22 protein-coding genes and 1 pseudogene are annotated in these 26,083 nt (G+C 29.3%); 18 read left to right on the top strand and 5 right to left on the bottom strand.

Annotation, left to right across the window (positions count from 1 at the left end; translation table 11 throughout):
* Positions 1–5 precede the first annotated feature (5 nt).
* From WG945_RS03590 to WG945_RS03575, 4 genes are all read left to right on the top strand, one after another.
* Complete coding sequence (locus tag WG945_RS03590) at positions 6–1,883, top strand: alpha-amylase family glycosyl hydrolase (RefSeq protein ID WP_068448292.1); 1,878 nt, start codon at positions 6–8, stop codon at positions 1,881–1,883.
* 56 nt (positions 1,884–1,939) lie between these two features.
* Positions 1,940–3,592: an alpha-amylase family glycosyl hydrolase gene (locus WG945_RS03585; protein WP_068448290.1), complete on the top strand. Its 1,653-nt coding sequence runs from the start codon at positions 1,940–1,942 to the stop codon at positions 3,590–3,592.
* Between the two features lie 3 nt (positions 3,593–3,595).
* Positions 3,596–5,710 carry a glycoside hydrolase family 97 protein gene (locus WG945_RS03580; protein ID WP_068448288.1) on the top strand — a complete coding sequence of 705 codons (2,115 nt, stop codon included), beginning with the start codon at positions 3,596–3,598 and terminating at the stop codon, positions 5,708–5,710.
* Between the two features lie 590 nt (positions 5,711–6,300).
* Positions 6,301–6,837 (top strand): hypothetical protein, encoded by a 537-nt coding sequence (locus tag WG945_RS03575; protein WP_068448286.1) that lies wholly within the window; start codon positions 6,301–6,303, stop codon positions 6,835–6,837.
* Positions 6,838–6,868: 31 nt separating this feature from the next.
* On the opposite strand, the gene WG945_RS03570 is transcribed toward WG945_RS03575, so the two are convergent.
* The gene (locus WG945_RS03570) at positions 6,869–7,519 is read right to left on the bottom strand and encodes a peptidoglycan-binding domain-containing protein (protein WP_068448284.1); all 651 of its coding nucleotides are present in this window, start codon (positions 7,517–7,519) and stop codon (positions 6,869–6,871) included.
* Between the two features lie 51 nt (positions 7,520–7,570).
* Positions 7,571–8,599: a LacI family DNA-binding transcriptional regulator gene (locus tag WG945_RS03565; protein WP_068448504.1), complete on the bottom strand. Its 1,029-nt coding sequence runs from the start codon at positions 8,597–8,599 to the stop codon at positions 7,571–7,573.
* A gap of 154 nt (positions 8,600–8,753) precedes the next feature.
* Here WG945_RS03565 and WG945_RS03560 point away from each other — a divergent pair, with 154 nt between their 5' ends.
* The 12 genes and pseudogenes from WG945_RS03560 to manA all read left to right on the top strand — a co-directional run bounded on the left by WG945_RS03560 (position 8,754) and on the right by manA (position 19,628).
* Positions 8,754–9,800 carry a sugar kinase gene (locus WG945_RS03560; protein ID WP_068448283.1) on the top strand — a complete coding sequence of 349 codons (1,047 nt, stop codon included), beginning with the start codon at positions 8,754–8,756 and terminating at the stop codon, positions 9,798–9,800.
* 98 nt (positions 9,801–9,898) lie between these two features.
* Positions 9,899–11,116, top strand: a complete 1,218-nt coding sequence (locus WG945_RS03555) for a 6-phosphofructokinase (protein ID WP_068448281.1) — start codon at positions 9,899–9,901, stop codon at positions 11,114–11,116.
* A gap of 116 nt (positions 11,117–11,232) precedes the next feature.
* Positions 11,233–11,901, top strand: a complete 669-nt coding sequence (locus WG945_RS03550; RefSeq protein ID WP_068448279.1) for a bifunctional 4-hydroxy-2-oxoglutarate aldolase/2-dehydro-3-deoxy-phosphogluconate aldolase — start codon at positions 11,233–11,235, stop codon at positions 11,899–11,901.
* Between the two features lie 183 nt (positions 11,902–12,084).
* A complete protein-coding gene (locus WG945_RS03545; RefSeq protein ID WP_068448277.1) occupies positions 12,085–12,498 on the top strand; it encodes a response regulator in 414 nt (137 codons plus the stop codon).
* Between the two features lies 1 nt (position 12,499).
* Entirely contained in the window at positions 12,500–13,039 is a 540-nt protein-coding gene (locus WG945_RS03540) for a heme NO-binding domain-containing protein (protein ID WP_068448275.1), read from the top strand.
* Complete coding sequence (locus WG945_RS03535; protein ID WP_068448273.1) at positions 13,039–15,021, top strand: PAS domain-containing sensor histidine kinase; 1,983 nt, start codon at positions 13,039–13,041, stop codon at positions 15,019–15,021. The genes WG945_RS03540 and WG945_RS03535 overlap by 1 nt, the downstream gene beginning before the upstream one ends.
* Positions 15,022–16,167, top strand: coding sequence for an FIST signal transduction protein (locus tag WG945_RS03530; protein WP_068448271.1), 1,146 nt, complete (start codon positions 15,022–15,024; stop codon positions 16,165–16,167).
* The gene (locus WG945_RS03525; protein ID WP_068448269.1) at positions 16,167–17,210 is read left to right on the top strand and encodes a sensor histidine kinase; all 1,044 of its coding nucleotides are present in this window, start codon (positions 16,167–16,169) and stop codon (positions 17,208–17,210) included. The genes WG945_RS03530 and WG945_RS03525 overlap by 1 nt, the downstream gene beginning before the upstream one ends.
* A gap of 2 nt (positions 17,211–17,212) precedes the next feature.
* Positions 17,213–17,380, top strand: a complete 168-nt coding sequence (locus WG945_RS17725; RefSeq protein WP_341220768.1) for a hypothetical protein — start codon at positions 17,213–17,215, stop codon at positions 17,378–17,380.
* Positions 17,311–17,904 (top strand): annotated as a pseudogene (locus tag WG945_RS03520) (glycosyltransferase); the annotation flags it as partial. The gene WG945_RS17725 and the pseudogene WG945_RS03520, both read left to right, overlap by 70 nt.
* A gap of 283 nt (positions 17,905–18,187) precedes the next feature.
* Positions 18,188–18,391 (top strand): hypothetical protein, encoded by a 204-nt coding sequence (locus WG945_RS03515; RefSeq protein ID WP_157603539.1) that lies wholly within the window; start codon positions 18,188–18,190, stop codon positions 18,389–18,391.
* Between the two features lie 7 nt (positions 18,392–18,398).
* Positions 18,399–19,628: a mannose-6-phosphate isomerase, class I gene (gene manA, locus WG945_RS03510; protein ID WP_068448265.1), complete on the top strand. Its 1,230-nt coding sequence runs from the start codon at positions 18,399–18,401 to the stop codon at positions 19,626–19,628.
* Between the two features lies 1 nt (position 19,629).
* Here the strand turns inward: manA and WG945_RS03505 are convergent, their stop codons facing one another.
* The 3 genes from WG945_RS03505 to WG945_RS03495 form a co-directional block, all read right to left on the bottom strand.
* Entirely contained in the window at positions 19,630–19,989 is a 360-nt protein-coding gene (locus tag WG945_RS03505) for a hypothetical protein (RefSeq protein WP_068448264.1), read from the bottom strand.
* A 309-nt stretch (positions 19,990–20,298) separates the two neighbouring features.
* Positions 20,299–20,790, bottom strand: a complete 492-nt coding sequence (locus WG945_RS03500) for a hypothetical protein (protein ID WP_068448261.1) — start codon at positions 20,788–20,790, stop codon at positions 20,299–20,301.
* Positions 20,791–21,057: 267 nt separating this feature from the next.
* Positions 21,058–21,423: a YchJ family protein gene (locus WG945_RS03495; RefSeq protein WP_068448259.1), complete on the bottom strand. Its 366-nt coding sequence runs from the start codon at positions 21,421–21,423 to the stop codon at positions 21,058–21,060.
* A gap of 440 nt (positions 21,424–21,863) precedes the next feature.
* Here WG945_RS03495 and WG945_RS03490 point away from each other — a divergent pair, with 440 nt between their 5' ends.
* Together WG945_RS03490 and WG945_RS03485 are read left to right on the top strand one after the other, a co-directional pair.
* Positions 21,864–22,658 carry a gluconate 5-dehydrogenase gene (locus tag WG945_RS03490; RefSeq protein ID WP_068448257.1) on the top strand — a complete coding sequence of 265 codons (795 nt, stop codon included), beginning with the start codon at positions 21,864–21,866 and terminating at the stop codon, positions 22,656–22,658.
* Between the two features lie 452 nt (positions 22,659–23,110).
* Complete coding sequence (locus WG945_RS03485) at positions 23,111–25,888, top strand: helix-turn-helix and ligand-binding sensor domain-containing protein (RefSeq protein ID WP_068448255.1); 2,778 nt, start codon at positions 23,111–23,113, stop codon at positions 25,886–25,888.
* Positions 25,889–26,083 lie beyond the last annotated feature (195 nt).

The following is a 26,083-nucleotide window of genomic DNA, read 5'->3' as shown; positions in this document are numbered from 1 at the left end:
CAAATATGAAAAAAATATACAGCGTTATATCCGTTTCTGTTTTAGCAATAATAATTGGTTGTTCAACAGAAAAAGCACCAAAAATTAAAAAGATGAGTACAAATCAAGAGAAAAAAACAGTGGTTTATCAGGTATTTACACGTTTGTTTGGTAATACCAATACCACAAACAAACCTTGGGGAACAATTGAAGAAAACGGCGTTGGAAAATTTAATGATTTTACAGATAAAGCATTATCTGAAATTAAAGATTTAGGAGTTACACATATTTGGTATACAGGTGTTCCGCATCACGATGTAATTAGAGATTATACAGAGTTTGGCATTTCAAATGACGATCCAGATATTGTAAAAGGTAGAGCAGGTTCTCCGTATGCTGTAAAAGACTATTACAATGTAAATCCAGATTTAGCTGTAAATGTAGAAAAAAGGCTAGAAGAGTTTGAGGCTTTAATAGCGCGTTCTCATAAAAATGGATTGAAAGTAATAATTGATATTGTACCCAATCATGTTGCAAGAAATTACCAAAGTTTATCAAACCCTGAAGGAACAAAAGATTTTGGTGCAGAAGATGATAAAACGGTGGAATATGATGTAAATAATAATTTTTATTATGTGCCAAATCAAGCGTTTGAAGTACCTGATTTCTTAAATGGATATGCTCCTTTAGGTGGAGAGAAATCTCCGTTATCAGATAATAAATTTGATGAAAACCCAGCAAAATGGACAGGAAATGGCTCAAGAGCTGCAAAACCTCATTTTAACGATTGGTACGAAACTGTAAAAGTAAATTATGGTATTTCTCCTGATGGAAAAAAAGATTTTGATGAGTTACCAGAAGGTTTTGATAATGAAGATTACAAAAAACACTTTGAGTTTTGGCAAGACAAAAAAGTGCCTAGTTCTTGGATTAAATTTAGGGATATTGCATTGTATTGGACTGCAAAAGGAGTAGACGGATTTAGATATGACATGGCAGAAATGGTGCCTGTAGAGTTTTGGAGTTTTATGAATTCTGCGATTAAAATGAAAAACGAAGATGCATTTTTATTAGCAGAAGTGTACAACCCTAATGAATATAGAAATTACATTAGAAAAGGAAAAATGGATTATTTGTATGATAAAGTTCAATTATATGATACCATAAAAAATATTATGCAAGGTCATGGGTTAACAGATCACATTGCGCCAATACAAGAAGATTTAAAAGATATTGAGCACAATATGTTACACTTCTTAGAAAACCATGATGAGCAAAGAATTGCAAGTCCAGAATTTGCAGGAGATGCCTTAAAAGGAAAACCAGCAATGGTAGTTTCTTCAACAATTTCTACGGCACCAACAATGGTTTATTTCGGACAAGAATTTGGAGAGCCAGGAGCAGAAAATGCAGGATTTGGAACTCCTTCTAGAACCTCAATTTTCGATTATATTGGTGTGCCAACTTTACAACGTTGGGTAAACGGTAAAGAATATGATGGCGGAAAATCTACGGATCAAGAAAAAGAATTAAGAGATTTCTACAAACGTTTATTAAACTTTACCATTAAAAGTGATGCCTTAATGGGCGAGTACCAAGATATTCATCATTTTAATCGCGGAAATACAGAATGGTATAATGAAAGAGTTTCATCTTTTGTACGTTATAGTGAAGATGAAAAATTAATTATTGTTTCTAACTTTAATGCAAATGATACTTATGGATTTGAGTTAGGTTTACCTCAAGATATTATTGCAAAATGGAACTTAAAAGACGGCGAATACCAAGTAGAAGATCAATTGTATAAAGAGTATTCATCAACTTTAAAAGTAGAAAACGGAGAAGCTAGAGTTAGAGTAGATCTAAAACCATTAGAATCTTTTATACTTAAAGTTAAATATTAATAACATAAACCTCAAAGGGGTTTAAAATCTTTGAGATTTAAAAATAAAATATAATTATGAAGAACCTTGTTTTTTTCATCTTGTTAGCAACTATTTTTAGTTGTAAAGAAAATGCATCAACAGAAAAAGTAGCAACACAAACAGTTCAAAAAGATTTTGTTTGGGAAGGCGCAAATATTTATTTTTTATTGACAGACCGTTTTAATAATGGTGACAGTACTAATGATGTCAATTTTGAAAGAACCCAAGAAACGGGCAAATTACGTGGTTTTGAAGGTGGAGATATTAAAGGAATTACTCAGAAAATAAAAGAAGGTTATTTTACAAAATTAGGAATCAATGCCATTTGGATGACGCCAATTGTAGAGCAAATTCATGGTGGAACCGATGAAGGTACTGGTGTATCTTATGGTTTTCATGGCTATTGGACAAAAGATTGGACAAGCATAGACCCGAATTTTGGAACTAAAGAAGACTTGAAAGAATTGGTATCTATTGCGCATAAAAACGGAATTCGTATTTTATTAGATGCCGTAATCAATCACACGGGGCCTGTTACAGAGAAAGATCCTGTATGGCCTTCAGATTGGGTAAGAACAGGACCTGCATGTACGTATGATTCTTATGAACATACGGTTTCTTGTACCTTGGTAGAGAATTTACCAGATATAAAAACAGAAAGCAATGAAGCGGTTGCTTTGCCACCTCAATTGGTTGAGAAATGGAAAGCAGAAGGACGTTACGAGCAAGAAGTAAAAGAATTAGATGCTTTTTTTGCAAGAACAGGGCATCCAAGAGCGCCTCGTTTTTACATTATGAAATGGTTGACAGATTATATTACCGAATTTGGTATTGATGGCTACAGAGTAGACACCGTAAAACATACAGAAGAATTTGTATGGCAAGAATTTAAGAAAGAATGTGATGCCGCTTTTGCTATTTATAAAAAGAATAATCCTGAAAAAGTTTTAGATAATAACCACTTTTATTTAGTAGGTGAGGTGTATAATTACACCATATCAGATGGAAAAGCATTTGATTTAGGTGGAGAAAAAATCAATTATTATGACAATGCTTTTAATAGCTTAATCAACTTTGAGTTGAAATGGAATGTGAAACAAATGGCAGAAACGGCTGTTTTTCAAAAATACGATTCGCTTTTAAATACAGATTTTAAAGGATACGGAATTTTGAATTATTTGACCTCTCATGATGATGGTCAGCCTTTTGATAAAGAAAGAGAGCAGCCTTATAAAACGGCCACTATGTTACTGTTAACTCCAGGAACATCTCAAGTATATTATGGAGATGAATCTGCAAGAGATCTAACCATAGAAGGCACTGTAGGTGATGCAACCTTACGATCTTTTATGAATTGGGAAGACATTCAATCTAAAGAAGAAACTCAGAAAATTTTAGAACATTGGCAAAAATTAGGGCAATTTAGAGCAAATCATATGGCTGTTGGAGCAGGAAAGCATGAATTAATTTCAGAAGAAAATGGTTTGGTTTTTTCTAGAGTTAGAAACGATGATAAAGTTGTAATAGGACTTAATTTACCAAAAGGAAATAAAGAAATTACTGTTTCTTCAATCTTTAATAATGGCGAAAAAGTAAATGATTTTTACTCAAATCAAACAGTCGAAGTTAAAGAAGGGAAAGTAAGTTTTACATCAAAAGACACTGTTGTCTTATTAGAAAAAAAATAAGTTATGAGAATTAAGTTTTTATTAATCGTTATTTGTATTAGTTTGTCTTCTTGTTTGATGAAACCAGAAACGGTTTTAGTTTCTCCAGATGAAGCTATTTCTCTTGAATTCTCTTTAAATGAACAAGGAAAACCTTTTTATACTGTCTTTTTTAAGAATAAATCAATCATAAAAGAATCTTCTTTAGGTTTCGATTTTGAAAACAGTAAACCATTTTTAGATAATTTTAAAGTCATTAAATCATCAACAACAGCATTTAACGAAACTTGGCAAATGCCTTGGGGAGAGCAATTAGATGTTGTAAATAATTACAATGAATTAAGAGTAGAATTGCAGGAGAAATCAGACTTAAAAAGAAAGTTAAATATTGTTTTTAAAGTATACAATGATGGTGTTGGTTTTAGATATGAATTTCCAAAACAAGACAATTTTTCGGAAGCTTTTATAACTGAAGAAAATACACAATTTAATTTAACGGAAGACTATAAAACCTTTTGGATTCCTGGAGATTGGGATATTTATGAGCATTTGTATAGCACTACAAAGTTATCAGAAATTGATGCATCTGTTAAAAGAAACCACCCAAGTTTAGGGCAAACATACATTCCAGAAAATGCTGTAAATACACCCGTTACTTTAGTTGGTAAAAATGGCATTCATTTAAGTTTTCATGAAGCTGCTTTGGTAAATTATTCTGGAATGACTTTAAAAGTTGATACAGATAAATTATCTTTTAAAAGTAGTTTAGTAGGTTCTAGAAATACAACGTATAAAGTAAAAAGAACATTGCCATTTCACACCCCTTGGAGAACGATTCAGATTACTGATAATGCGCCAGATTTAATTCAATCTAACTTAATTGTAAATTTAAACGAACCAAATAAATTGGGTGATGTTTCTTGGTTTACACCTATGAAATATACAGGAGTTTGGTGGGAAATGCACTTAGGAAAATCTTCTTGGGATTATGGAATGGAAATGGTTGATGGAAAATGGACAGATACAGGAAAAGCGCATGGAAAACATGGTGCAACCACAGAAAATGTAAAACGTTTTATCGACTTTTCAGCAAAGAATAATATTGGTGGTGTTTTAGTTGAAGGTTGGAATACTGGTTGGGAACGTTGGATTGGTTTTGAAGATAGAGAAGGTGTTTTTGATTTTGTAACTCCTTATCCAGATTATAATTTAGACGAAGTTACTGCGTATGCAAAAGAAAAAGGTGTAGAAATTATTATGCATCATGAAACTTCTGCAGCAACTGCTACTTATGAAAAACAGCAAGATGTTGCATATTCTTTAATGCAGAAATATGGAATGCATGCAGTAAAATCTGGTTATGTTGGTAAAATTTTACCAAAAGGAGAGTATCATCATGGACAATATATGGTGAATCAATATAACAATGCAGCCATAAAAGCAGCAAAATATCAAGTAGCTGTAAATGCACACGAACCTATAAAAGCAACAGGTTTAAGACGTACATATCCTAATATAATTTCTAGAGAAGGTTTACGAGGACAAGAATTTAATGCTTGGTCTTCTGATGGAGGAAACCCTCCTGAGCATTTACCTATTGTCGCTTTTACAAGAATGTTGGCAGGACCTATAGATTATACACCAGGAATCTTTAATATTAAATTTGATGACTATAAAAAGAATAATCAGGTAAATACAACTTTGGCGCATCAACTTGCTTTATATGTGGTTATTTACAGTCCAGTTCAAATGGCTGCAGATTTAGTAGAGCATTATGAGGCGAACCCAAAACCACTTCAATTTATTAAAGATGTTGGTGTAGATTGGTCTGAAACCAAAGTTTTAGATGGAGAAGTTGGTGAGTTTGTTACAATTGCTAGAAAAGAACATGGAACAGGTAATTGGTTTTTAGGAAGTATTACTGATGAAAATTCAAGAGTAATTGAAATTGATTTTAGTTTTTTAGATGACAACCAATTATACGAAGCTAAGATTTACAAAGACGGTAAAAATGCTCATTGGGATAAGAATCCTTTAGATATTGAGTTTCAAACTATAGAATTACAACGCACTTCTAAATTAAAATTTCCTTTAGCAGAAGGAGGTGGATTAGCGATTAGTATTAAGAAAATGAATTAATTGTTGTACTATTTTTTATAATTTTTTCAAGTCCAATTGATGGCAATACATCATGTGAGTTTTATCTACATATCAATAATTCAAAAAGTTCGTTAGATTCTCTATAACTACACAAACACGGACAGTAATTTTAGTTTCTAAAAAAACTAAAAACTGGTAATAAGGTGTTTGTGTTTTTTTTAGTTGTAAATAAAAAGTATTAGCAGATAAAGTAGAAGTTGAAAACGGAAAAGTAATTATAAGTTCAGATTTTAATGTTTTTTTGTTAGAGAAGTTCTAATTTTTGGGCGTTTAAACGGGCTTTTCGCACTCGCTTTTTTTCAGAAAAAGAAAAAAGAGCTCAAACAAACGCTGCAATCCCTAACGCAAGATTTTTTGTAGGCGAGTTTTAATTGCTTAAATTAGTAATTATTCTAGAGTAAAGTACTGTAGATTTAGAAGAGAAATATTAAAATACAAGAGAAATCAACTTAAATACAATTTTATAAAACAATTAGAATAACTTTGTCGTTTGTAAAGAACGTTAAGTAATCTTGTTAAATTGTAAGATTTACTTCGTTTCTCTAGCAAAGAGAAATAAACAAAACAATATGGGAACATTAGTAAATAATTACATTTTTAAAGCATTAGAGAGCTACCCTTTCGATTTAGAAGAGGTAATGGAGGCTTTAAATTTTGCATTATCTTATGATGATAAAAATACAATGGCATTAACTTTAATGGGTAGAGTTTATGCAGAAAAGTTGTATAAATATGAAGAAGCAATTGTTTATTTTAAACAAGCTTTAGCAGAAAATATTCATGCTTTTGAGGTATACACACCTTATATAAATACACTTCTATGGAATGAAGATTATAAAGAAGTAGAAGATTTTATAGATTTTGCTTTAACTGTAAAAGGATCAGATAAAGCTCTTTTATATCTTAAAAAAGCTATTTTAAATGAGCAATTAAAAGAGTACAAAACAGCTATGACTTTTATAAAGTTAGCAAAAGAGCATACGTTTAATTCAGAATTTATGGCAGATATTATTATCGAAAAAGATAGAATAAAAGGAAAAATGCCTAAGAAAAAGAAAGTAAAAGATTTAAAGAAGCCTGCTAAGGGCAATAAAAACAAAAAATAAAAAAGATGTTAGTGAAAACTAACATCTTTTTTTATTTAAACAGAGCGTCTAAAGTTAAAATATCTAAAACACCATCTGCTAAAAGATTGTTTTTTGCTTCAAACTCTTTAATCGCATTTAGAGTTTCTATTTTATATACCCCGTCTAGTGTTATATGAAAACCTTTTAAATTTAATTGTTTTTGTATTTCAAATATTAAAGCATTTTTTTGACTATAAACAAATACTTTATCAGGATTAAACATACTTTTAATCTTCTTTATTAAAGTTGATTTCTGGTAAGATTCTAAATCGGTTCCTGAATTTTCTAAAAACTGTATTTCTTTATTAGACAAACCTTTTGATTTTAACTCAGCAGATTTTTCTAATTTACTTTCGTAGTATTTAATAGTTGCCAGTTTATCGGCATATTTTGTAACAGCTAATTTGGTTTCTTCTGTATCGTCTTCTGGCGTTCTAACATCAATATCATTAACTGTCCACTGCATTTTTACAAAGCTATTTAAGTCTCCTGTAGCTTTGTAATAATTAATTACAGCTTCTTGGTTGTAATATGAGAGATCTATTTCTTTCGATTTTTTATAATCTACATCCGGAGAATTAAATCTTTTGTATTGAGCATATTGTCCGTAGCCAATAAAAAAAGCAATAATCAATAAAAGTAAAATAATTAATTGTTTCATAAAGTTTGATTATCGTTTAATAGGTGTAGCAAAAATAAGAAAAAGAAAAGGTTAGGAGTGTTTTCTATTAGAAGAATCTCTAATAAGTAACTCTACATCTAAAATCTTTTTGGTGAGTGTTTGTTTTATAACATCATTTTTGACGTGCTCTAAAAAAGAAAGCGCAGCTTGTTTACCTATTTCGTCACTATGTTGTTCTATACTTGTAATAGAAGGAGTAACCATAGAACTAAAAGGTTCGTTACCAAAACCAACCAAGGCAATTTCATTAGGGATACTAATTTTTTCTTCATTAAGTACTTGTAAAGCACCTAAAGCTGCATAATCTCCAGCCACATAAACAGCATCTGGTCTATGCGTTAAAGCTAGTAATTGATGCATTTTTTCTCTACCATCTTTTATGGTTAAATCGCTTTCTATTAACAACTCATCAATGAGAGGTAAGTTGTGTTTATTTAAAGCATCTATATATCCTTTAATTCTGTTATTAAAAATTCGAGTTCGTTTAAAACCACCAATATGTGCAATTCTTTTACAACCTTGAGCTGCAAGATGTTCTACTATTAAATGACTACTGTTGTAATCATCTATACCAATATAATCTACATTTAAATCATTTTCTCCACGATCAAATGTTATCAAAGGAATTCCTGCTTTTTTTACTTTTTCATAATAACTTAAGTCTACAGTTTCATTTGCCATAGAAGCAATTATACCATCTACTTGTGTAAATAACAAAGTATCTATACTCGCGCATTCTTTTTTAAAAGACTCGTTAGATTGTGTAATAATAATATTATAACCTTCTTTATTTAATACTTCTTCTATATTTTGTATTACAGAAGAAAAAAAATTACTATTTGTTCTAGGTACAATAACACCAACCAATTTGCTTTTACCACTTCTAAGAGCACTTGCGAGGTGGTTAGGTTGGTAGTTTAGATTCTTGGCAACTTGCCTAACCGCTTTTTTTGTTTTCTCACTTATTCGAGAATCATTATGTAAAGCCTTTGAAACAGCTGCAGGAGAGATGTTTAAAACACTAGCGATATCTTTTATGGTAGTTTTCTTTTTGATAATAATATTTTTTATATATTTGCTTAATCGATTAAGCAAATATAATTCGATATTTATTATAATCAAAACGATAGTTCAATTCTTTCCTTTTGATTTTATTTTGAAATATTGCTTAAACGTTTAACCAATTAGCTATAATATTTAAAAAAGGATTAAAATGGCAAAAGTAGTAACATTTGGAGAGATCATGTTAAGATTAGCTCCTCAAGGATTTTTAAGATTTTCACAAGCAAATAATTTTGATGCAGTTTACGGAGGTGGAGAATCTAATGTAGCAGTATCATTAGCTAACTACGGAATCGATGTAGATTTTGTAACGCGTTTACCAAAAAATGATATTGGTGAGTGTGCAATGATGGAAATGCGTAAAAGAGGTGTTGGTGTAGATAAGATTGTTTATGGTGGAGACCGTTTAGGTATCTATTTCTTAGAAACTGGTGCTGTATCTAGAGGATCTAAAGTGGTGTATGATAGAGCGCATTCTGCTATTGCAGAAGTAGAATCTGGAATGATCGATTGGGATGTAGTTTTTGAAGGTTGTGAATGGTTTCATTGGACAGGTATTATTCCTGCTATTTCTCAAGGTGCTGCTGATGTAACTTTAGAGGCTTTAAAAGCAGCTAGTGCAAAAGGAATTACTATTTCTACAGATTTAAACTACCGTGCAAAATTATGGAATTTCTGTGATGACGCTCATAGAGAGGCTATCATGACAGAATTAACTTCTTACTGTGATATCGTTTTAGGAAATGAAGAAGACGCAGAAATGCATTTCGGAATTAAGCCTGATGGAGCTGCAGTTCAAACAGCAGGACATGATGTAAAAGCAGAAGCTTTCTTATCTGTTTGTAAACAAATGATGGAGAAATTTCCAAGAGCTAAAAAGGTAATTACTACTTTAAGAGGTTCTATTTCTGCTTCTCACAATACTTGGGCAGGAGTTTTATATGATGGAAAAGAAATGTTACAAACACGTCAATACCAAATTACAGATATCGTAGATAGAGTAGGTGGTGGAGATTCTTTTATGGGAGGTTTAATCTACGGATTATTAACATATCCAGATAACGATCAAAATGCATTAGACTTTGCAGTTGCTGCATCTTGTTTAAAACACACTATTAAAGGTGATGCAAACTTAGTTACCGTTGCAGAAGTAAATAAATTGATGGGTGGTGATGCATCTGGAAGAGTAGCTAGATAAATCTAGTTTTTTGTTTAACTGTTAAGTAGTTTAAGCTATTTAACAGTTAAACAAATTTATAACTGTACACATACTAATTTTAAAATCAACGATAAAATATGAAAAAATCTGTAGCTATAATGTGTGGAGGTGGTCCTGCTCCAGGAATTAATACAGTAATTAGTACTGTTGCTAAAACCTTTATGAAAGATGGTTATGAGGTAATTGGTGTTCATCATGGATATCAAGGATTGCTTTCAGAAAATCCTGTATTGGAGATTTTCGATTTTCATCGTGCAGATCGTATTTTTAGTAGAGGTGGTTCTAGTCCTATAATGAGTAGATTTAAACCTAAAGACAGTGACTTTAAAGTAGATTTTTTTAAGAAAAATAATGTAAAATTATTGGTTACTATTGGTGGAGATGATACCGCTTCTACAGCAAATAGATTAACCAAATATTTAAAAAGTGAAGCGTTAGATGTTAGACATATTCATGTTCCTAAAACAATAGATAACGATTTACCTTTACCAGACAGAAACCCAACATTTGGTTTTCATACAGCTAAAGATGAGGGTGTACGTATTGGAAATACCGTTTATGAAGATGCAAGAACCAGTGAGAATTGGTTTGTAATGTCTGCAATGGGACGTTCTGCAGGGCATTTAGCTTTCGGAATAGCCTCTGCATGTCATTTTCAGATGGTGATTATTCCAGAAATGTTTAACAAAACAACGATTACATTTGAGAAGTTAACCAATATGATTATTTCTTCTATTATTAAATGTAAAATTATGGGGCTTGAATATGGTGTAGCTTTAATTAGTGAAGGTGTTTTTCATTTCATGGAAGAAGAGGAAATTATAAATTCAGGAATTAATTTTACTTATGATGATCATGGGCATCCAGAGTTAGGTAACGTAAGCAAATCACATATATTTAATTACTTATTACAAATTAAATTAAAAGAAATAGGCTTAGATATAAAATCTAGACCTGTAGAGCTTGGTTATGAATTAAGATGTTGCAATCCTATTGCCTTTGATTTAACCTTGTGTACTTTACTAGGTATTGGTGTTAAAAAACTATTTGATCAAGGTGCAACAGGTTGTATTGTAAGCGCCAATTCTAGAGGAGATATTACTCCTTTATATTTAAAAGATTTTGAAGATGAAAATGGTAAAATTCCACCAAGATTAGTAGATATCAATTCTGATATGGCACAGTTATTCATAGAAAACTTATTCTTTTTAAAAGAAAAGGATTATGAAAATGCTAAAAAGTACGTGACCAATCCAGAAGCATACGATTTTAAAAAAATATTAAACTGGAGTTAAAATTGTTTAAGAGGTTAATTGTTAAATTGTGTAACTGTAACACTCAGGTACAATTCAACAATTACACGATCAAACAATTACACAAATAAACGATTACACAAATAAACAATAAAAAAATGGCACAATTTTCAAGATTAGAAGTAGCACAAGTAATGAAAGAAACAGGAATGATTCCTTTGTTTTTTCATAATGATATAGAATTAAGTAAAAAAGTATTAAAAGCATGTTACGATGGTGGAGCTCGTTTAATGGAGTTTACAGCACGTGGAGATTTTGCTCACGAAGTTTTTGGTGAGTTAACAAAATATGCTATTGCAGAATTACCAGGTATGATTATGGGTGTAGGTTCTGTTACAGATGCAGGAGCAGCATCATTGTATATGGCATTAGGAGCAAACTTTATTGTAACTCCTGTTTTAAGAGAAGATATTGCAATTGCTTGTAACCGTAAAAAAGTATTATGGTCTCCAGGTTGTGGTACCTTAACAGAAATAACTAGAGCAGAAGAATTAGGATGCGAAATCGTCAAATTATTCCCTGGTGATATTTATGGACCACAGTTTGTAAAAGGTGTTAAAGGACCACAACCTTGGACTAGTTTAATGCCAACAGGTGGAGTTTCTCCTACTGAAGAAAACTTAAAAGGTTGGTTTGATGCAGGTGTAACTTGTGTTGGAATGGGGTCTAAATTAATTTCAAAAGAAATTATTTCAAACGAAGATTATGCAAAATTAGAGAAAGATGTAAGAGCAGCTTTAGCTATTGTAAAAGCGGTTAGAAAATAATTTAAATTATTTCTAGTACTTATAACTCCAACTGAAAAGTTGGAGTTTTTTGTTTTAGATGAAAATATTCTATCTATACTTTTCTGCATTTCGTCGATACTTTAAATTGCCTGACCAACTACCTCTAAAAGACATTATTTTATTAACCTAGATTTGTATAAATTAAAAGTTAAACCTCCCAAAATGTCTAAAAATTTGAAAGTATTGTTAATTGAAGATAATCTAATAGAAATAATGAAAATGAAAAGAACACTTTCATTATTAAAATTAGATCATACAATGCAGGAAGCTAAAAATGGCGAAATAGCATTAGAGTTTTTACAAGATAAAAGTAATTTTCCTGATTTAATTTTATTAGATTTAAACATGCCTAAAATGAGTGGTATAGAGTTTTTATCGATCTTAAAAAAGGATGAAAATATACAACACATTCCAACAGTAATTTTAACTACTTCAGATAATCAAAAAGATTTAGAAGAATGTTATAAATTAGGTGTTTCTGGTTATATTTTAAAGCCTTTAAAATATGACGATTATGTTAAAAAAATTGAAACGGTATTGTCTTACTGGAGTGTTAATGAATTAAAAAAATACTAATATGAAAGGAATAGTTTTTACAGAGTTTTTAGATTTAGTTGAAGAAAAGTTCGGACTAGAGATGGTAGATAAAATCATTTATCAATCAGAATTAGCATCAGAAGGGATTTATACGTCTGTAGGAACATATAGCTTTTCAGAGATGCTACAATTAGTTACAAACCTTAGTGATAATACAGGGATTTCTACCGATGATTTGTTATTAGTATATGCAGAACATTTTTTTGGAATGATAGAAAAGAGTTATCCAGGTCTTTTAGCAACGTATAAAGATCCAATTGAAATGTTAGCTTCTATTGAAAATCATATACATGTAGAGGTGCAAAAAATTTATCCTGAAGCAGAATTACCAACATTTATAGTAGAAGAAAAAACAGAAAATTCTTTAACCATGGTGTATAAGTCTAGTAGAGCGATGCATCATTTTGGATTAGGATTAATGAATAAAACTTTTGAGCATTTTAATACAGAGGCATCTATTGTCTTAGAAAAAATTAAAGAAGACGGTACAGAGGTTCGATTTATTGTTAATAAAAAATAATGAGTCAACATCAAATAGAAATATTAGAACGAGCACTAAAACGTGAAAAAGCAGCGAGAAAAGCTGCTGAGAAAATTCTTGAAGATAAATCTAGGGATTTATACGATCTTTCAGAGAAATTAAAAGGTTCTAATTTAAAGCTTAATGAACTTTTAGAAGAAAAATCTTCTACATTAAAAGGTCTTTTTGATAACATTAATGATGCATATCTAGTGATGGATTTGTTTGGTAATGTTATGAAAATGAATGAGGTGGCTGTAAGTCTTTTTGGATACAATATTGAAATAGAAAACTTTAATGTTACAGAAATTATCTATCCAGAAGATATCGAATATACCTATAAATCTTTTACAGAATTATATGAAAAAGGTTTTTTTAATGGTTTTACAGCAAGAGTTTACACTAAAAATAAAGAGGTTAAATGGGTGCAAATAAATGCAACTATTGTTTATAATAAAGAGAATAAAGCAATTGCTGCTCAGGGTATTATTAGAGATATTACCAAAGAAAAAGAAGAGGAGTATTTATTAGTAGAGTCAGAAAATAGGTTGTCTGCACTTGTGCTAAATCTTAATAGTGGTATTGTTTTAGAAGATGAAAATAGAAAAATAGTATTATCAAACACAAAGTTTTGCGAATTATTTAAAGTAGATGCACAGCCTCAAGACTTATTGGGGATGGATTGTAAAATGGCATCAGAACAAAATAAATATTTATTTAAAGAATCAGCAGCTTTTGTTGATAGAATGGATGAAATTGTGGCCGCTAAAAAGCCTGTTTTTGGTGACCAATTAGAAATGATAGATGGTATCATTCTAGAAAGAAATTATATTCCAATATTTATTCAAGGAAAAGTAAAAGGTTATTTATGGACCTTTAGAGATATTACTATAGAAAAAAAATACAGCTTAAGTTTAGAGATAGAAAAAGAGAAGTATAGCAACATCATTGCCAATATGAATTTAGGATTGGTAGAGATTAATACAGACGATCAAATTTCGATGGTAAATCAAAGTTTTTTAGAAATGTCTGGCTATGCTAAAGATGAATTAATAGGAAAAGTAGGATGTGATATTTTTGCCTTTGATGAAGGTTTAGAAGTTGTAAGAAATCAAAAAGAAAAACGTCTAAAAGGAGAACCTTCATCTTTTGAGTTTAAGACAAAAAATAAAAGTGGAGAAACTAAATATTGGTTGGTAAGTGCTGCGCCAAACTATAATTTGTTTGGAGAAAATATTGGTTCTATTGCTTTGAACTTAGATATTACTAAATTTAAAAGATTACAATTACAAAAAGAGCAGATTTTAAAAGAATTAGAAAAAAGTAATGAACATTTACATGAGTATGCACATATTGTTTCTCATGATTTAAAATCGCCACTTAGAAGTATTGAGGCATTAGTTTCTTGGATTAAAGCAGATAATGAAGGGAAGTTTGATGAAATGACTCTTCAAAATTTTGATCTTGTAGAAATAACTTTAGAAACAATGGAAAAATTAATTTCTGATGTTTTAGAATATTCTAGTGCAGGGTCTAGTTCTCAAGAAGACGAAGATGTAGATTTAAATAATACGTTATCAGATTTAAAAAAGATATTATTTATTCCAGAAAATATAGCTGTTAATGTCTTAAAAACATTACCGATAGTTAAAGGAGATAAGACAAAATTTCAGCAGTTATTTCAAAATTTTATAAGTAATGCAATTAAGTTTTGTGACAAAGAAATAGGGATTGTAGAAGTAGATTATAAAGAAGATACTACTTTTCATCAATTTTCTATTAGAGACAATGGTATTGGAATTGAAAAAAAATATCATGATAAAATTTTTGAAGTTTTTACCTCTTTAAATAAAAGAGAAGATTCAACAGGAATAGGGTTGTCAATTGTAAAAAAAATAATTGACTTACATGAGGGAGCTATTTGGTTAGAAAGTGAACCAAATAAGGGAACTACTTTTTATTTCACCATTAAAAAAACTTAAATGAAAACCGTACAACTTAAAAAACATAAAAATGCTGATTTGAAATACTTATCGGAAAATATAACTTTAAAAGCACCGTTAGTACTTGTATTTGGAAATAGATATTTATTAGAAGATGAAACTATTTTTGAAGAAATTAGAGACAAATTTAAAGACGGACATTTTGTTTTTGGTTCTGCTTGTGGAGATATTTCATCAGAATCTATTGATGATGAAAGTATTACTATTACAGCTATAGAATTTGAGAAAAGTAATTTTATTATTAAAACTACAAATGTTTTAAATACTGATTCTGATGCTAAAGTAGATAGTTTTAAAGTTGGAAAGGATTTAATTAGCCAATTTCCTGAAGAAGGTTTAAAGCACATTTTTGTAATTTCTGAAGGTAGTTTTATAAACGGTAGTCAATTAACAGAAGGGATGAATTCTGCTACAGATAATAACTTATTAATTACTGGAGCTTTGTGTGGTGATGATGCTAGATTTGAAAAAACAATAGCTTCTTATAACGAAAAACCAAAAGTAGGAGAAATAGTTGCTATTGGTTTGTATGGAGAATCTTTAGAAATAACATTTTCTATTAATGGAGGTTGGACTCCTTTTGGACCAGAACGAATTGTAACAAAATCTGAAGGAAATACGTTATATGAATTAGATAACTTACCAGCATTAGATTTATACAAAAAATATTTAGGAGAAAAATCTAAAGAATTGCCAGGAGCAGCCTTATTATATCCATTAAATGTAAAAACAGAAGATGGGCATAATACGATTGTAAGAAGTATTTTAAATATAGATGAAGCAGAAAATTCTATGATTTTGGCTGGTGATATTTTAGAAAATTCTAAAGTACAATTAATGATGACCAATGTAGATAACATTGTAAATGCAGCAGAAAAAGCGGCTAAAAGTGCTCTTGAGTTTAGAAATAAGAAACCAGAATTAGCAATTTTAGTAAGTTGTATTGGTAGAAAATTGGTTTTAGACCAAAGAGTAGAAGAAGAGGTAGAAGAAGTGATGGAAGTTGTAGGAGATGCCACAACCATAACAGGCTTGTATTCTTATGGAGAAATAGCCCCTTTTATTGGAGAAAATAGTTGTCAACTTCATAACCAAACCATGACAGTTACACTAATAAGCGAATAATGAATTCTTTATTAAAAAGACAAATAAGAAAGTATCTACCACAAGAACTGCAATCTAATGATGATTTAGAGCAGTTTTTAGAGGCTGTTGATAAATCTTATACTACTTCAGAGGAGCAGTTTTTAATGCTTCAGAGAGCTACTACATTTAGTTCAGAAGAGTTGTTTTGTGCCAATAAACAGCTTAGAGAGGAATCGGATTCTCAGAAAAAAGTAATCTCAAAATTAGAAAGTGTCATAGACAAATTACAGTTTTATGATTTAAAAAATAATCGACCTAAAGAAAGTGTAGATTCTTTAAAATTGGTTTATTTTATAGATGATCAAACTAAAGAAATCATTAAAATTAATCAGCAAAAAGATAAACTTTTAAGAAATTTAGAGCGTCAAAATCAAGAATTAAATGATTATGCGCACATGGTTTCTCACGATTTAAAGTCGCCTTTACAAAGTATAGAAGCTTTAACGGCATGGGTTTTAGAAGATTATTCAGGTGTTTTAGATGGTACTGGTAAAGAGAATTTACAATTTATTAGAGAAAATATAGAAAAAATGGATACGCTTGTAAAAGGGATTTTACAATATTCTACAATAGGTAAAAATGGAAAGGATTTTTATGATATTAGTTTAGACACTTTGGTGCATGATATTTTAAAAAGTAAAGATCAATCAAGTACAACAACTTTTAGTATTCCTGAAAAATTACCGACTATAAAAGGAGATAAATTTAGGTTAAAGCAATTGTTTAAACATTTAATAGACAACGCTGTAAAATTTAATGATAAAGAAGCAAAAACGGTTGAAATAGGTTTTAATGAAACACCTGATTTTTATAATTTTTATATAAAAGACAATGGTAATGGAATTGAACGTAAATATTTTGATAAAATATTTGTGGCATTTCAAAAATTAGAAGACGATTATCAGTCTACAGGAATAGGTTTGGCTATTGTAAAAAAGATAGTAGAAGTATATAATGGAGAAATTTCTTTAGAATCTGAGCCAAAAGTGGGATCTACTTTTTATTTTAGCATAAAAAAATAAATATGGAAAAACCAAATTTAGAATATATAGAACAATTAGCAAGAGGAGATGAATCTATTAGAAATGAGTTAATAGAGGTTATTAAAACAGAGTTTCCAGAAGAAAAGGAAGAGAAGATTTTATTACCGTGTACGATTGTGAAAAAAATGGAGGTAAAGCAGAAGCAGTAAGACAAGGAATGCTTTATATGGCTAAACAGGTCGATTTAGATTATATCGGTTTTTTAGATGCTGATTTATCTACAGATTTGGCAGATTTTGATGATTTAGTAACGACTATTGAAAATAACGCGAAGTATAAAATAGTAAGTGGTTCTAGAATTAGTAGAATGGGAGCCAATATTACCAAAGAATCTGCAAGAAAAATTATTAGTATGACGATTAATTTTATCATCAGAAAAATTCTTTCTATGGATTTTAAAGACACACAATGTGGTGCTAAAATTTTTCATAAAGATGTTATTGATGTTTCTTTTGGTGATAAATTTGTAACTCAATGGATTTTTGATGTTGAAATTTTTAGAAGAATCACCCTTCATTATGGTTTAGACAAAGCAAAAGAAATGTTGTGTGAACAACCGCTAAAAAGATGGATTCATGCAGATGGTTCTAAGTTATCTATGAAAGATTCTGTTAAAATTGTTGGGCAATTAGGTCAAATAGCTTGGTTTTATAGAAAAGGTAAAAAAAAGTAATTCATTAAAAAACGATAAGTAAGTCATTTTGTAAAAAGAGTATTAAAGAGTGCCGAAACTGTTAGAATAAAGTAATATGAAGAAAGGTGTAATTGTAGTTTTCGAAAAAAAAGATATAGATGTTTTAGAGAACGTACCTTTAAAATCATTTTTTAACAAACATTTTAAAATTTGCCTCGTTAATAATGGCAATGATAATAAAATACTAAATTTTTTATTTAAGTGAAAAGAATCCTCTAAATTTGATATTTCTATTTTAAACTTAAGAAAAGAAAAAACATCAATGGCAGCAGTAAAAGCAGGTGTACGTTTTTTGTCTAAAACAGAAGACATTAATTTAATTGTACACACACCGCCAAAAAATATTTTTAACAAAAGTCTGATGAAAGAAATGTTGAAAATATCTGATGAAGATCTGGTTCTTAAAATAGATGAAAGAGTATTGCTAAGAAAGGTATATGCGCTGGATGAATTAATAAAATGTTAAAATAAAGATGATTGAAAATTTAGGTAATAAAGACAGGAAATTTTATAAAGTTGTAGGGCAAGTACAAAATTATGATTGGGGAGGAAAAAGTTTTATTCCTAATTTAGTTTCAGAAAAGATTGAAGAAAATAGAACATACGCAGAATATTGGTTAGGAGCTCATTTAAAAGCGCCATCAAAAGTAATTACTGAGAAAGGAAGTGTTTCTTTAGATCAGTTTTTAAATGAAAACCCAATTGAAAACTTAGGTGCTGATGTTGAAAAAAACTTTGGAAAATTACCGTATTTATTTAAAGTTTTAGACGTTGATAAAATGCTTTCTATACAAGTACATCCAAGTATTGCAGCTGCAAAAATTGGATATAAAAAAGAAAACGAACAAGGGATTCCATTAACAGCAAGCAATAGAAATTTTAAAGACGAAAATCACAAGCCAGAAATAATGGTTGCCTTAACAGATTTTTGGTTGTTACATGGTTTTTTAGAACAAGAAAAATTAGTAAAAAACTTAAAAGAAACGCTAGAGTTAAGTTTTTTATTAACTACTTTTTTAGAAGACGGGTATTTAGGCCTTTATAAAAAAGTGATGGAATATAGTCAAGAAGAAGTGAATACAATTCTTAGGCCTTTGGTAAAAAGAATTCTTCCGAAATTTAAAAATAACGAATTAGAGAAATCTTCACCAGCATATTGGGCAGCCAAATCATTAAACAATTCAGATTCTGAAGATATTGATAAAGGAATTTTTTCTATCTACTTTTTTAATATTTTAAATTTAAGTAGAGGTGAAGCAATTTTTCAGGATGCAGGAGTGCCACATGCCTATTTAGAAGGTGTAAATATGGAATTAATGGCAAATTCTGACAATGTGTTAAGAGCAGGATTAACAAGCAAGCATATTGATGTTGTTGAGCTTATTAAAAATACAAAATTCGAAGAAACGATTCCTAGCATTTTAAACGGTGTTGAAAATAAATCAAATGGAGAAGTTGTTTTTAAAACCATTGCAAAAGATTTTGAATTGAGTAAAATTGAATTGAAGGAAGGCATTACTCATACTTCTCATTCTAATTCAGTAGAAATATTAATGGCTTTAAATGGAGCTGCTACACTTTTACAAAATGATGAGTCTATTTCTATAGAAAAAGGACAAGCAATACTTATTAAGCCAAATACTTCTTATAAAGTTGAAACGAACTCTGAAGTAGAAATATATAAGGCAAGTGTGCCAAAATAAATTAATTTAAAACTGTTTTAGAGTCTTTAACTCTAAAACAGTTTTCCATTCCTAAAAAATTTGGATCTCCAAGTTCTTCAGACCAAAATCCTTCTAAAATATCTTTATTCAAGCATTTGTAAACTACAGTTCCTTTAAAATTTTTATCATCATAACCTTTGTAATTAAAGTTGATAACAAGAATATTGTCTTTAAAAAAACCGGTTCCAAATTGTTCTTGTGTATCGTCAATCATCCATTTAGCAATAATTCTATTATTAGCATCTAAAGACAACTTAAGCTCTCCTTTATAAGAGTTTTTTTCATCATCTTGATTGCTTCCTATAATTGAAAACGTACCTACTAAATCTTGAATTGTCATTTATTTGCTTTTATAATAGATGATGTGATTTATTACGTGTTCCATCGTTTTTGATAACTTATAAATATTGTGTCTTTCTACCAAAACTGGATTGATATGTGATCATAATAAATCTTTCTGATTAAACCTTATTACAAACTTAAGGAAAAGAAAGATATTAATTAAAACAGACACAGTGTAATCACCTATTGAAAGCTAAAAGATTTTTAAAGAACTATTATAAGAAAAACATTTTTTAAATAATATGCCCCGAAGTATAAACTTCGGGGCATATTATTAATATACGGTTTATGGATGCATTAAAGCGTCTTAAAATCTTTTTCCGATTCCGATTCCAATCCCCCAAGTACTTGAGTTGTTAGAACGGTGATCGTACACAATAGTAGGAGAAACGTCCCAATGATTGCCAAATTCTACTTCATATTCTATTCCTGCTCTAACAATAAAAAGGTTTTCATTTTTTTCAAATTCACCTCCTGCACCTAACACAAAAACCCAATGCTCTTTAAATTTATAAAGTGCGTCAAAAGTTAATACTAAAGGAAATTCTTTTTCAACAAAAGTTTCATGCTCTTTTTCTGTTATAAAAGTTTCAAGTTCTATATCATTATGAAAACCAAATCCCCATTTTTCATTTAGCCAATATTCTAAATCTAAACCAAAAGTTGGTACAATAACTGTTTTATCGCCTTCATTGGTAGTTGTAGGAATAAATGTGTGAGTTATAACTGGACTGATTCTAAAATGTTTGAAATTTTCATGTTCTTGGGCAGTAGTAATAAAACTAGTTAAAATGAACACGATTATTAAGATACTTTTTTTCAAAATTATTTTTATTAAAGATTATTTATCAAACAAAAGTATAGTAATGTTTTATTTCAAAACAAGATAAATATCAATTTATTTAAAAAATAAATGTTTAATAAGTGTTATGGAAAGGTCTTTTTTTTGGGGTAATAAAAATTTAAAATAAATATGTTACCTAGTACGTTGTTTTCTTTTTAGGAAAAGTATTTAATGAGTTTATAGAGTAAGTGAGCATTTGTTTTTTATAAATATCCAGACTGGTTATTTAGCATTTAAATAAACCCAGTGATTATTTTCTTTACAAAAAACAGAGTTTTCTTGTATACTTTCTAAACTTCTATTTTCTTTGAAAAAAGCATGAAATCTAACAGTGTCTTCTGTGGTGTTTATGATTTCTAATTTAATCCATTCTACAGATTTTGTCCACTTTTCTAATTCTTTGTATTCTTTTTTTGAAAGCCTTGTAGTACTGTGATGACTTTTGTGTAAATATTTGATATTAGCCAAAACAAAAGCACTATATCTAGAGCGCATTAATTGTTCTGCTGTAGTAACATTTTCTATATTATTATGTGCTTTTTGGCAACAATCTTTATATCGTTTTGTAGGATTACAAGGACAATTCATATTTTATTTATAAGCTCATTTTTATTAAAAAGACAAAACGGAATATTTGTGTTTTTCTATATTAATTTTTATAAATATAAAATTACTTTTTAATAGTTTGAATAATTTTCTTCTATTTTAATATTTGTGGTTAGTTTCATTTGAGTTGAGGCACCCTTTTTTTATTTTTGGATTGAATAAACGTATTTTCACCATATAAAATAAACACATTTAGTTATACTTTACATTTTCTTTTATAAGAATGCCTTTTGTATCAGATTATGGTTATAAAATGTAAACGATTTAAAAAAGAAAACAAACCTTAGTTATTCGAGTATCTTACGTTTAAGTGGTTTAGTAGAATTACGCGGATTAGAAATAGGAATTATGGGTTCATTGTAAAAAAGATCATTACTTAGTAATAATAAACACTAAAGAAATTATATACTTAAAATAAAAATATGTCACAAACACTATTTAATATTAAAGGGAAGGTTGCTTTGGTAACGGGATCTACACACGGTTTAGGATTGGCAATGGCAATGGGTTTAGGTAAAGCAGGTGCTATTATTATTGTAAACGGAAATTCATCACAAGAAAAAATAGATTTAGTTGTTGCAGAATATAAGCAAGTGGGAATTACTGCTTTTGGTTACAAATTTAATGTTGCTGATGAAGCTCAAGTAATTGCAGCAGTTAAAAAGATTGAAGTAGAAGTTGGTGTAATAGATATTTTAGTTAACAATGCGGGAATTATTAAAAGAACTCCATTAGTTGATATGGAAGTGACCGATTTTAAACAAGTAGTAGATATTGATTTGGTGAGTCCTTTTATTGTTTCTAAACATGTTGTTCGTGGAATGATGGAAAGAAAATCTGGTAAAATAATCAATATTTGTTCTATGATCAGCGAATTAGGTAGGAATACTGTTGGTGCTTATGCTGCTGCAAAAGGAGGTTTGGTAATGCTTACTAAAAATATGGCAACAGAATGGGCTCGCTTTAATATTCAAGTAAACGGAATTGGTCCTGGGTATTTTGCAACCTCACAAACAGCTCCCCTTAGAGTAGAAGGTCATCCTTTTAACGATTTTATATTGAATAGAACGCCTGCAAAAAAATGGGGAGATCCTAATGATTTGGCTGGTGCAGCGATCTTTTTATCATCAAAAGCAAGTGATTTTGTAAATGGACATATTTTATATGTAGATGGAGGAATTTTAGCTACTATCGGAAAACCACATAACGAAGAATAAATAACATCTATTATCCATAATTCATTATCTATCTAATTTTATTATTTGATGGTGGCTTTGTACATATCACTCTAGCACTTTTAATTTTTGTACCAATTTTTTGTACCAATTTTAACTGAATTAGGAATGAATCCTGTTCATTTTTAGTAAGAGGTTTTAAAATGTAATATGTTAACAAGTATTTAGAACCGTTTTTACATCCAATTTATTGGTTTGTAATATTGAAAATGAATTTATTTTTGGTGGTAAATAAACAATCAAAATAGAAGCTTAAAAAAGTAAGTTTTTTTATTTGAATATAACTTTATAAGTGTAATTATTAAGGGAATTAGTTAAATATATTGATAATTATTTTTTTTTATTACCCATACAAAAACCATACATGTTATTTATTTTAGGCTTATTTAATGATATTTAGTGTAAATTAGTAACCAAACATATTGTTATAAGTTATGTACAGATTCTTATTTTTTTTATTTTTTATTAACCTTCTTGTAAATGCCCAAGAACTACCACCTATAAAAATCTTTACAGCAGAAGATTACAATGCTCAAAATCAGAATTGGGAAATTTCACAGTCAGAAGATGACCTAATATATGTAGCCAATAATGGAGGGCTTTTAGAATACAATGGAGAGCACTGGCGGTTATATACTCATTTTTCAAATCCTATTTTAAGATCTGTAAAAGTAAAAGATAAAATAATCTATACAGGATCTTTTATGGATTTTGGTTTTTGGGAGAAAAATGAAAAAGGTCAATTAGAATATAATTCATTAGTAGAGAAATTACAAGTAAAATTAAAAGAAGGAGAGGAGTTTTGGGAAGTTGAATTTTATCAAAACTGGATTCTTTTTAAATCTAAAACAAGAATTTATTTTGTAAATACCATTTCTAATGAGGTTAAAATAATTGATTCTGAGGAAACCATTTCTGGACTTTTTATAATAAACAATACGATTTTTTTTCAAAAAAAGAACATTGGTTTGCTCACGTTACAAAATGGAGAAGAAAAAGTTTATTCAGATGATGTATTTTTTAAAAACAATAATATTATCAATTGTTTTTACTATAATAAAGAGCTTGTTTTTTTATCTGAAGAAAAAGGTTTTGTTACAGTAAAAGGAAGTAAAGTTGTGTCTCAAAAAACAGACTTAAATAATGAGAGTTTTTTGATTTTTAGTGCAATTCAACTAGAAGATAAAAGTTTTTTGCTTGGTACAATTTCTAATGGAATTGTTTTTCTGAGTAAAGACGGGAAAATTACGTCTACTATTAACCGTAAAAATGGATTAAGTAATAATACAGCGCTGTCTTTGCTTCAAGACAATTCTGGTAATATTTGGATTGGTTTAGATAACGGTATAAATTATTTAAATGTTTCATCAGCATTTAAAATTTTTGAAGATGAAGAAGGTACTTTAGGAACCATTTATACTTCTTTGTTTTTTGACAATGAACTTTATTTAGGGACAAATCAGGGACTGTTTTTTAAAGATAAAAATTTAAAATTTAAATTAATAGAAAAGACAGAAGGACAGGTTTGGTTTTTGAAAGAAATTAATGGGAATCTTTTTTGTGGGCATGATAAAGGAACGTTTATTATAAAAAACAAAAAGGTAGTTAATGCTATATCCGAAGAACTTGGAACTTGGAACATAAAAAAAGTACCCGGAAACAATCATATTTTAATTCAAGGAAGTTATCAAGGTTTATCTATTTTAGAGAACGACAATGGGGATTGGCAGTTCAGAAATAAAATTGAAGGTTTTGATGTTTCTAGTAGGTTTTTTGAGTTTTACAATGATAGATTATATGTAAATCATGAGTTAAAAGGCTTATATGAATTACAAATTGATGATAGTTATGCTAAAGTGCTTCAAAAAGAGAAAATCACCATTCCAAAAGTTGGTTATGGATCTAATATTTTTTCTTTTGGTAATAATTTATTTTATTCATCATCAGAAGGTGTGTATAAAAAACAAGACGATGGTAGTTTTAAAGTAGACTCATTGTTTACAAAAAACTTAAAAGATTTAGATAATTTAACAACGATAAGGAAATTAGCTCAAAAAAAGAATACTTTATACAGTTTCTCTAAAAATAATATTCTTTTTATTACCTCTAACAGTATTAGTTTAAGTCCGCAGGTAAAAGCGATTCCTATTGATGGTGCTATAAGAAATAATGTTTTAGGTTTTGAGAACTTAACCCAAATTAGTGCAGAGAATTATTTAATAGGTACCTCTCATGGGTATTTACTTTTAAATGATGCTCTTGTAAAAAATGAGAAAAACGTAGATATTTCTTTTCAACAAATACTTGTCAATAAAATAGATAGTGATAAGATTCATCTTTCATTAGTAGAAGCCGTAGAATTAGAAAATAAGCAGAATAATATAGCGTTTTCATATAGTATTTCTAAATATGATAAAATGATAAAGAATGAATATCAATATCAGTTAGAAGGATTGACTAATAATTGGTCAGATTGGACAGAGGACTCTACACAATTGTATGAAAACTTATCTTACGGAGATTACATTTTTCACGTAAGGGGTAAATATGGAAACCAGACGACGGATGTTAAATCTTTTGAATTTTCTATTAAACGCCCTTTTTATTTAAGTAATTTATATTTAGTTTTTTATGTAATATCTATGATCTTTATTATTGTATTGATAAATATTTATTATAGAAGAAGGTATAAGCGTAAAAATAAGACTTTATTAGAGAAAGCTCAAAAAGAATTGAAGTTAAAGGAGTTGGAAAGTGCTCAAATAATTATGAAACTTAATAATGATAAATTAAGAGTAGATATAGAAAGTAAGAGTAGAGAATTGGCTAGTTCTACAATGAATATTATTAAGAAGAATGATTTTTTAAACACAATTAAAACCGAATTGACAAGCGGAGAGAATAAAGACGTCTCAAAAGTAGTTAAGATTATTGATAAGAACTTAAACAATACAGATGATTGGAAAATGTTTCAAGAAGCATTTAACAATGCTGATAAAAACTTTCTAAAAAAGGTAAAAGAGATGCACACTAGTTTAACTCCAAATGATTTAAGACTTTGTGCCTACCTAAGATTAAACTTGTCATCTAAAGAAATTGCTCCTTTATTAAATATTTCTCCTAGAAGTGTAGAAGTTAAAAGATATCGATTAAGGAAAAAAATGGGGTTACCTCATGATGAGAACTTAACAAACTATATTTTGGAAATTTAACCCCCCAACATCTTCCTTTTTTACCACAACAACACCTATACAAAGGTAATATAACTGTGTTTTAGGTTAATATTTAACATGTTCGTAAAGTCTTGTCTTTATTAGGGATATGGTATTTTTTAGCTATTTTATTTATGATGTATGTTTTTTGTTGTGGTTGTTTTTATGATTTAACTATTATTTAACTATAATTTT

Source organism: Polaribacter atrinae (assembly GCF_038023995.1).
In the GTDB taxonomy this organism is placed as follows: domain Bacteria; phylum Bacteroidota; class Bacteroidia; order Flavobacteriales; family Flavobacteriaceae; genus Polaribacter; species Polaribacter atrinae.
Note: the sequence above shows the minus strand (reverse complement) of the source record. Positions and strands in the feature narration are given on the sequence as shown.

Bases quoted from the DNA above. Each gene is read 5' to 3' on its own strand.
- WG945_RS03590 (WP_068448292.1), top strand. From the start codon at position 6: ATGAAAAAAATATACAGCGTTATATCCGTTTCTGTTTTAGCAATAATA.
- WG945_RS03585 (WP_068448290.1), top strand. From the start codon at position 1,940: ATGAAGAACCTTGTTTTTTTCATCTTGTTAGCAACTATTTTTAGTTGT.
- WG945_RS03580 (WP_068448288.1), top strand. From the start codon at position 3,596: ATGAGAATTAAGTTTTTATTAATCGTTATTTGTATTAGTTTGTCTTCT.
- WG945_RS03575 (WP_068448286.1), top strand. From the start codon at position 6,301: ATGGGAACATTAGTAAATAATTACATTTTTAAAGCATTAGAGAGCTAC.
- WG945_RS03570 (WP_068448284.1), bottom strand. From the start codon at position 7,519: ATGAAACAATTAATTATTTTACTTTTATTGATTATTGCTTTTTTTATT.
- WG945_RS03560 (WP_068448283.1), top strand. From the start codon at position 8,754: ATGGCAAAAGTAGTAACATTTGGAGAGATCATGTTAAGATTAGCTCCT.
- WG945_RS03555 (WP_068448281.1), top strand. From the start codon at position 9,899: ATGAAAAAATCTGTAGCTATAATGTGTGGAGGTGGTCCTGCTCCAGGA.
- WG945_RS03550 (WP_068448279.1), top strand. From the start codon at position 11,233: ATGGCACAATTTTCAAGATTAGAAGTAGCACAAGTAATGAAAGAAACA.
- WG945_RS03545 (WP_068448277.1), top strand. From the start codon at position 12,085: ATGTCTAAAAATTTGAAAGTATTGTTAATTGAAGATAATCTAATAGAA.
- WG945_RS03540 (WP_068448275.1), top strand. From the start codon at position 12,500: ATGAAAGGAATAGTTTTTACAGAGTTTTTAGATTTAGTTGAAGAAAAG.
- WG945_RS03535 (WP_068448273.1), top strand. From the start codon at position 13,039: ATGAGTCAACATCAAATAGAAATATTAGAACGAGCACTAAAACGTGAA.
- WG945_RS03530 (WP_068448271.1), top strand. From the start codon at position 15,022: ATGAAAACCGTACAACTTAAAAAACATAAAAATGCTGATTTGAAATAC.
- WG945_RS03525 (WP_068448269.1), top strand. From the start codon at position 16,167: ATGAATTCTTTATTAAAAAGACAAATAAGAAAGTATCTACCACAAGAA.
- WG945_RS17725 (WP_341220768.1), top strand. From the start codon at position 17,213: ATGGAAAAACCAAATTTAGAATATATAGAACAATTAGCAAGAGGAGAT.
- WG945_RS03515 (WP_157603539.1), top strand. From the start codon at position 18,188: ATGGCAGCAGTAAAAGCAGGTGTACGTTTTTTGTCTAAAACAGAAGAC.
- manA (WP_068448265.1), top strand. From the start codon at position 18,399: ATGATTGAAAATTTAGGTAATAAAGACAGGAAATTTTATAAAGTTGTA.
- WG945_RS03505 (WP_068448264.1), bottom strand. From the start codon at position 19,989: ATGACAATTCAAGATTTAGTAGGTACGTTTTCAATTATAGGAAGCAAT.
- WG945_RS03495 (WP_068448259.1), bottom strand. From the start codon at position 21,423: ATGAATTGTCCTTGTAATCCTACAAAACGATATAAAGATTGTTGCCAA.
- WG945_RS03490 (WP_068448257.1), top strand. From the start codon at position 21,864: ATGTCACAAACACTATTTAATATTAAAGGGAAGGTTGCTTTGGTAACG.
- WG945_RS03485 (WP_068448255.1), top strand. From the start codon at position 23,111: ATGTACAGATTCTTATTTTTTTTATTTTTTATTAACCTTCTTGTAAAT.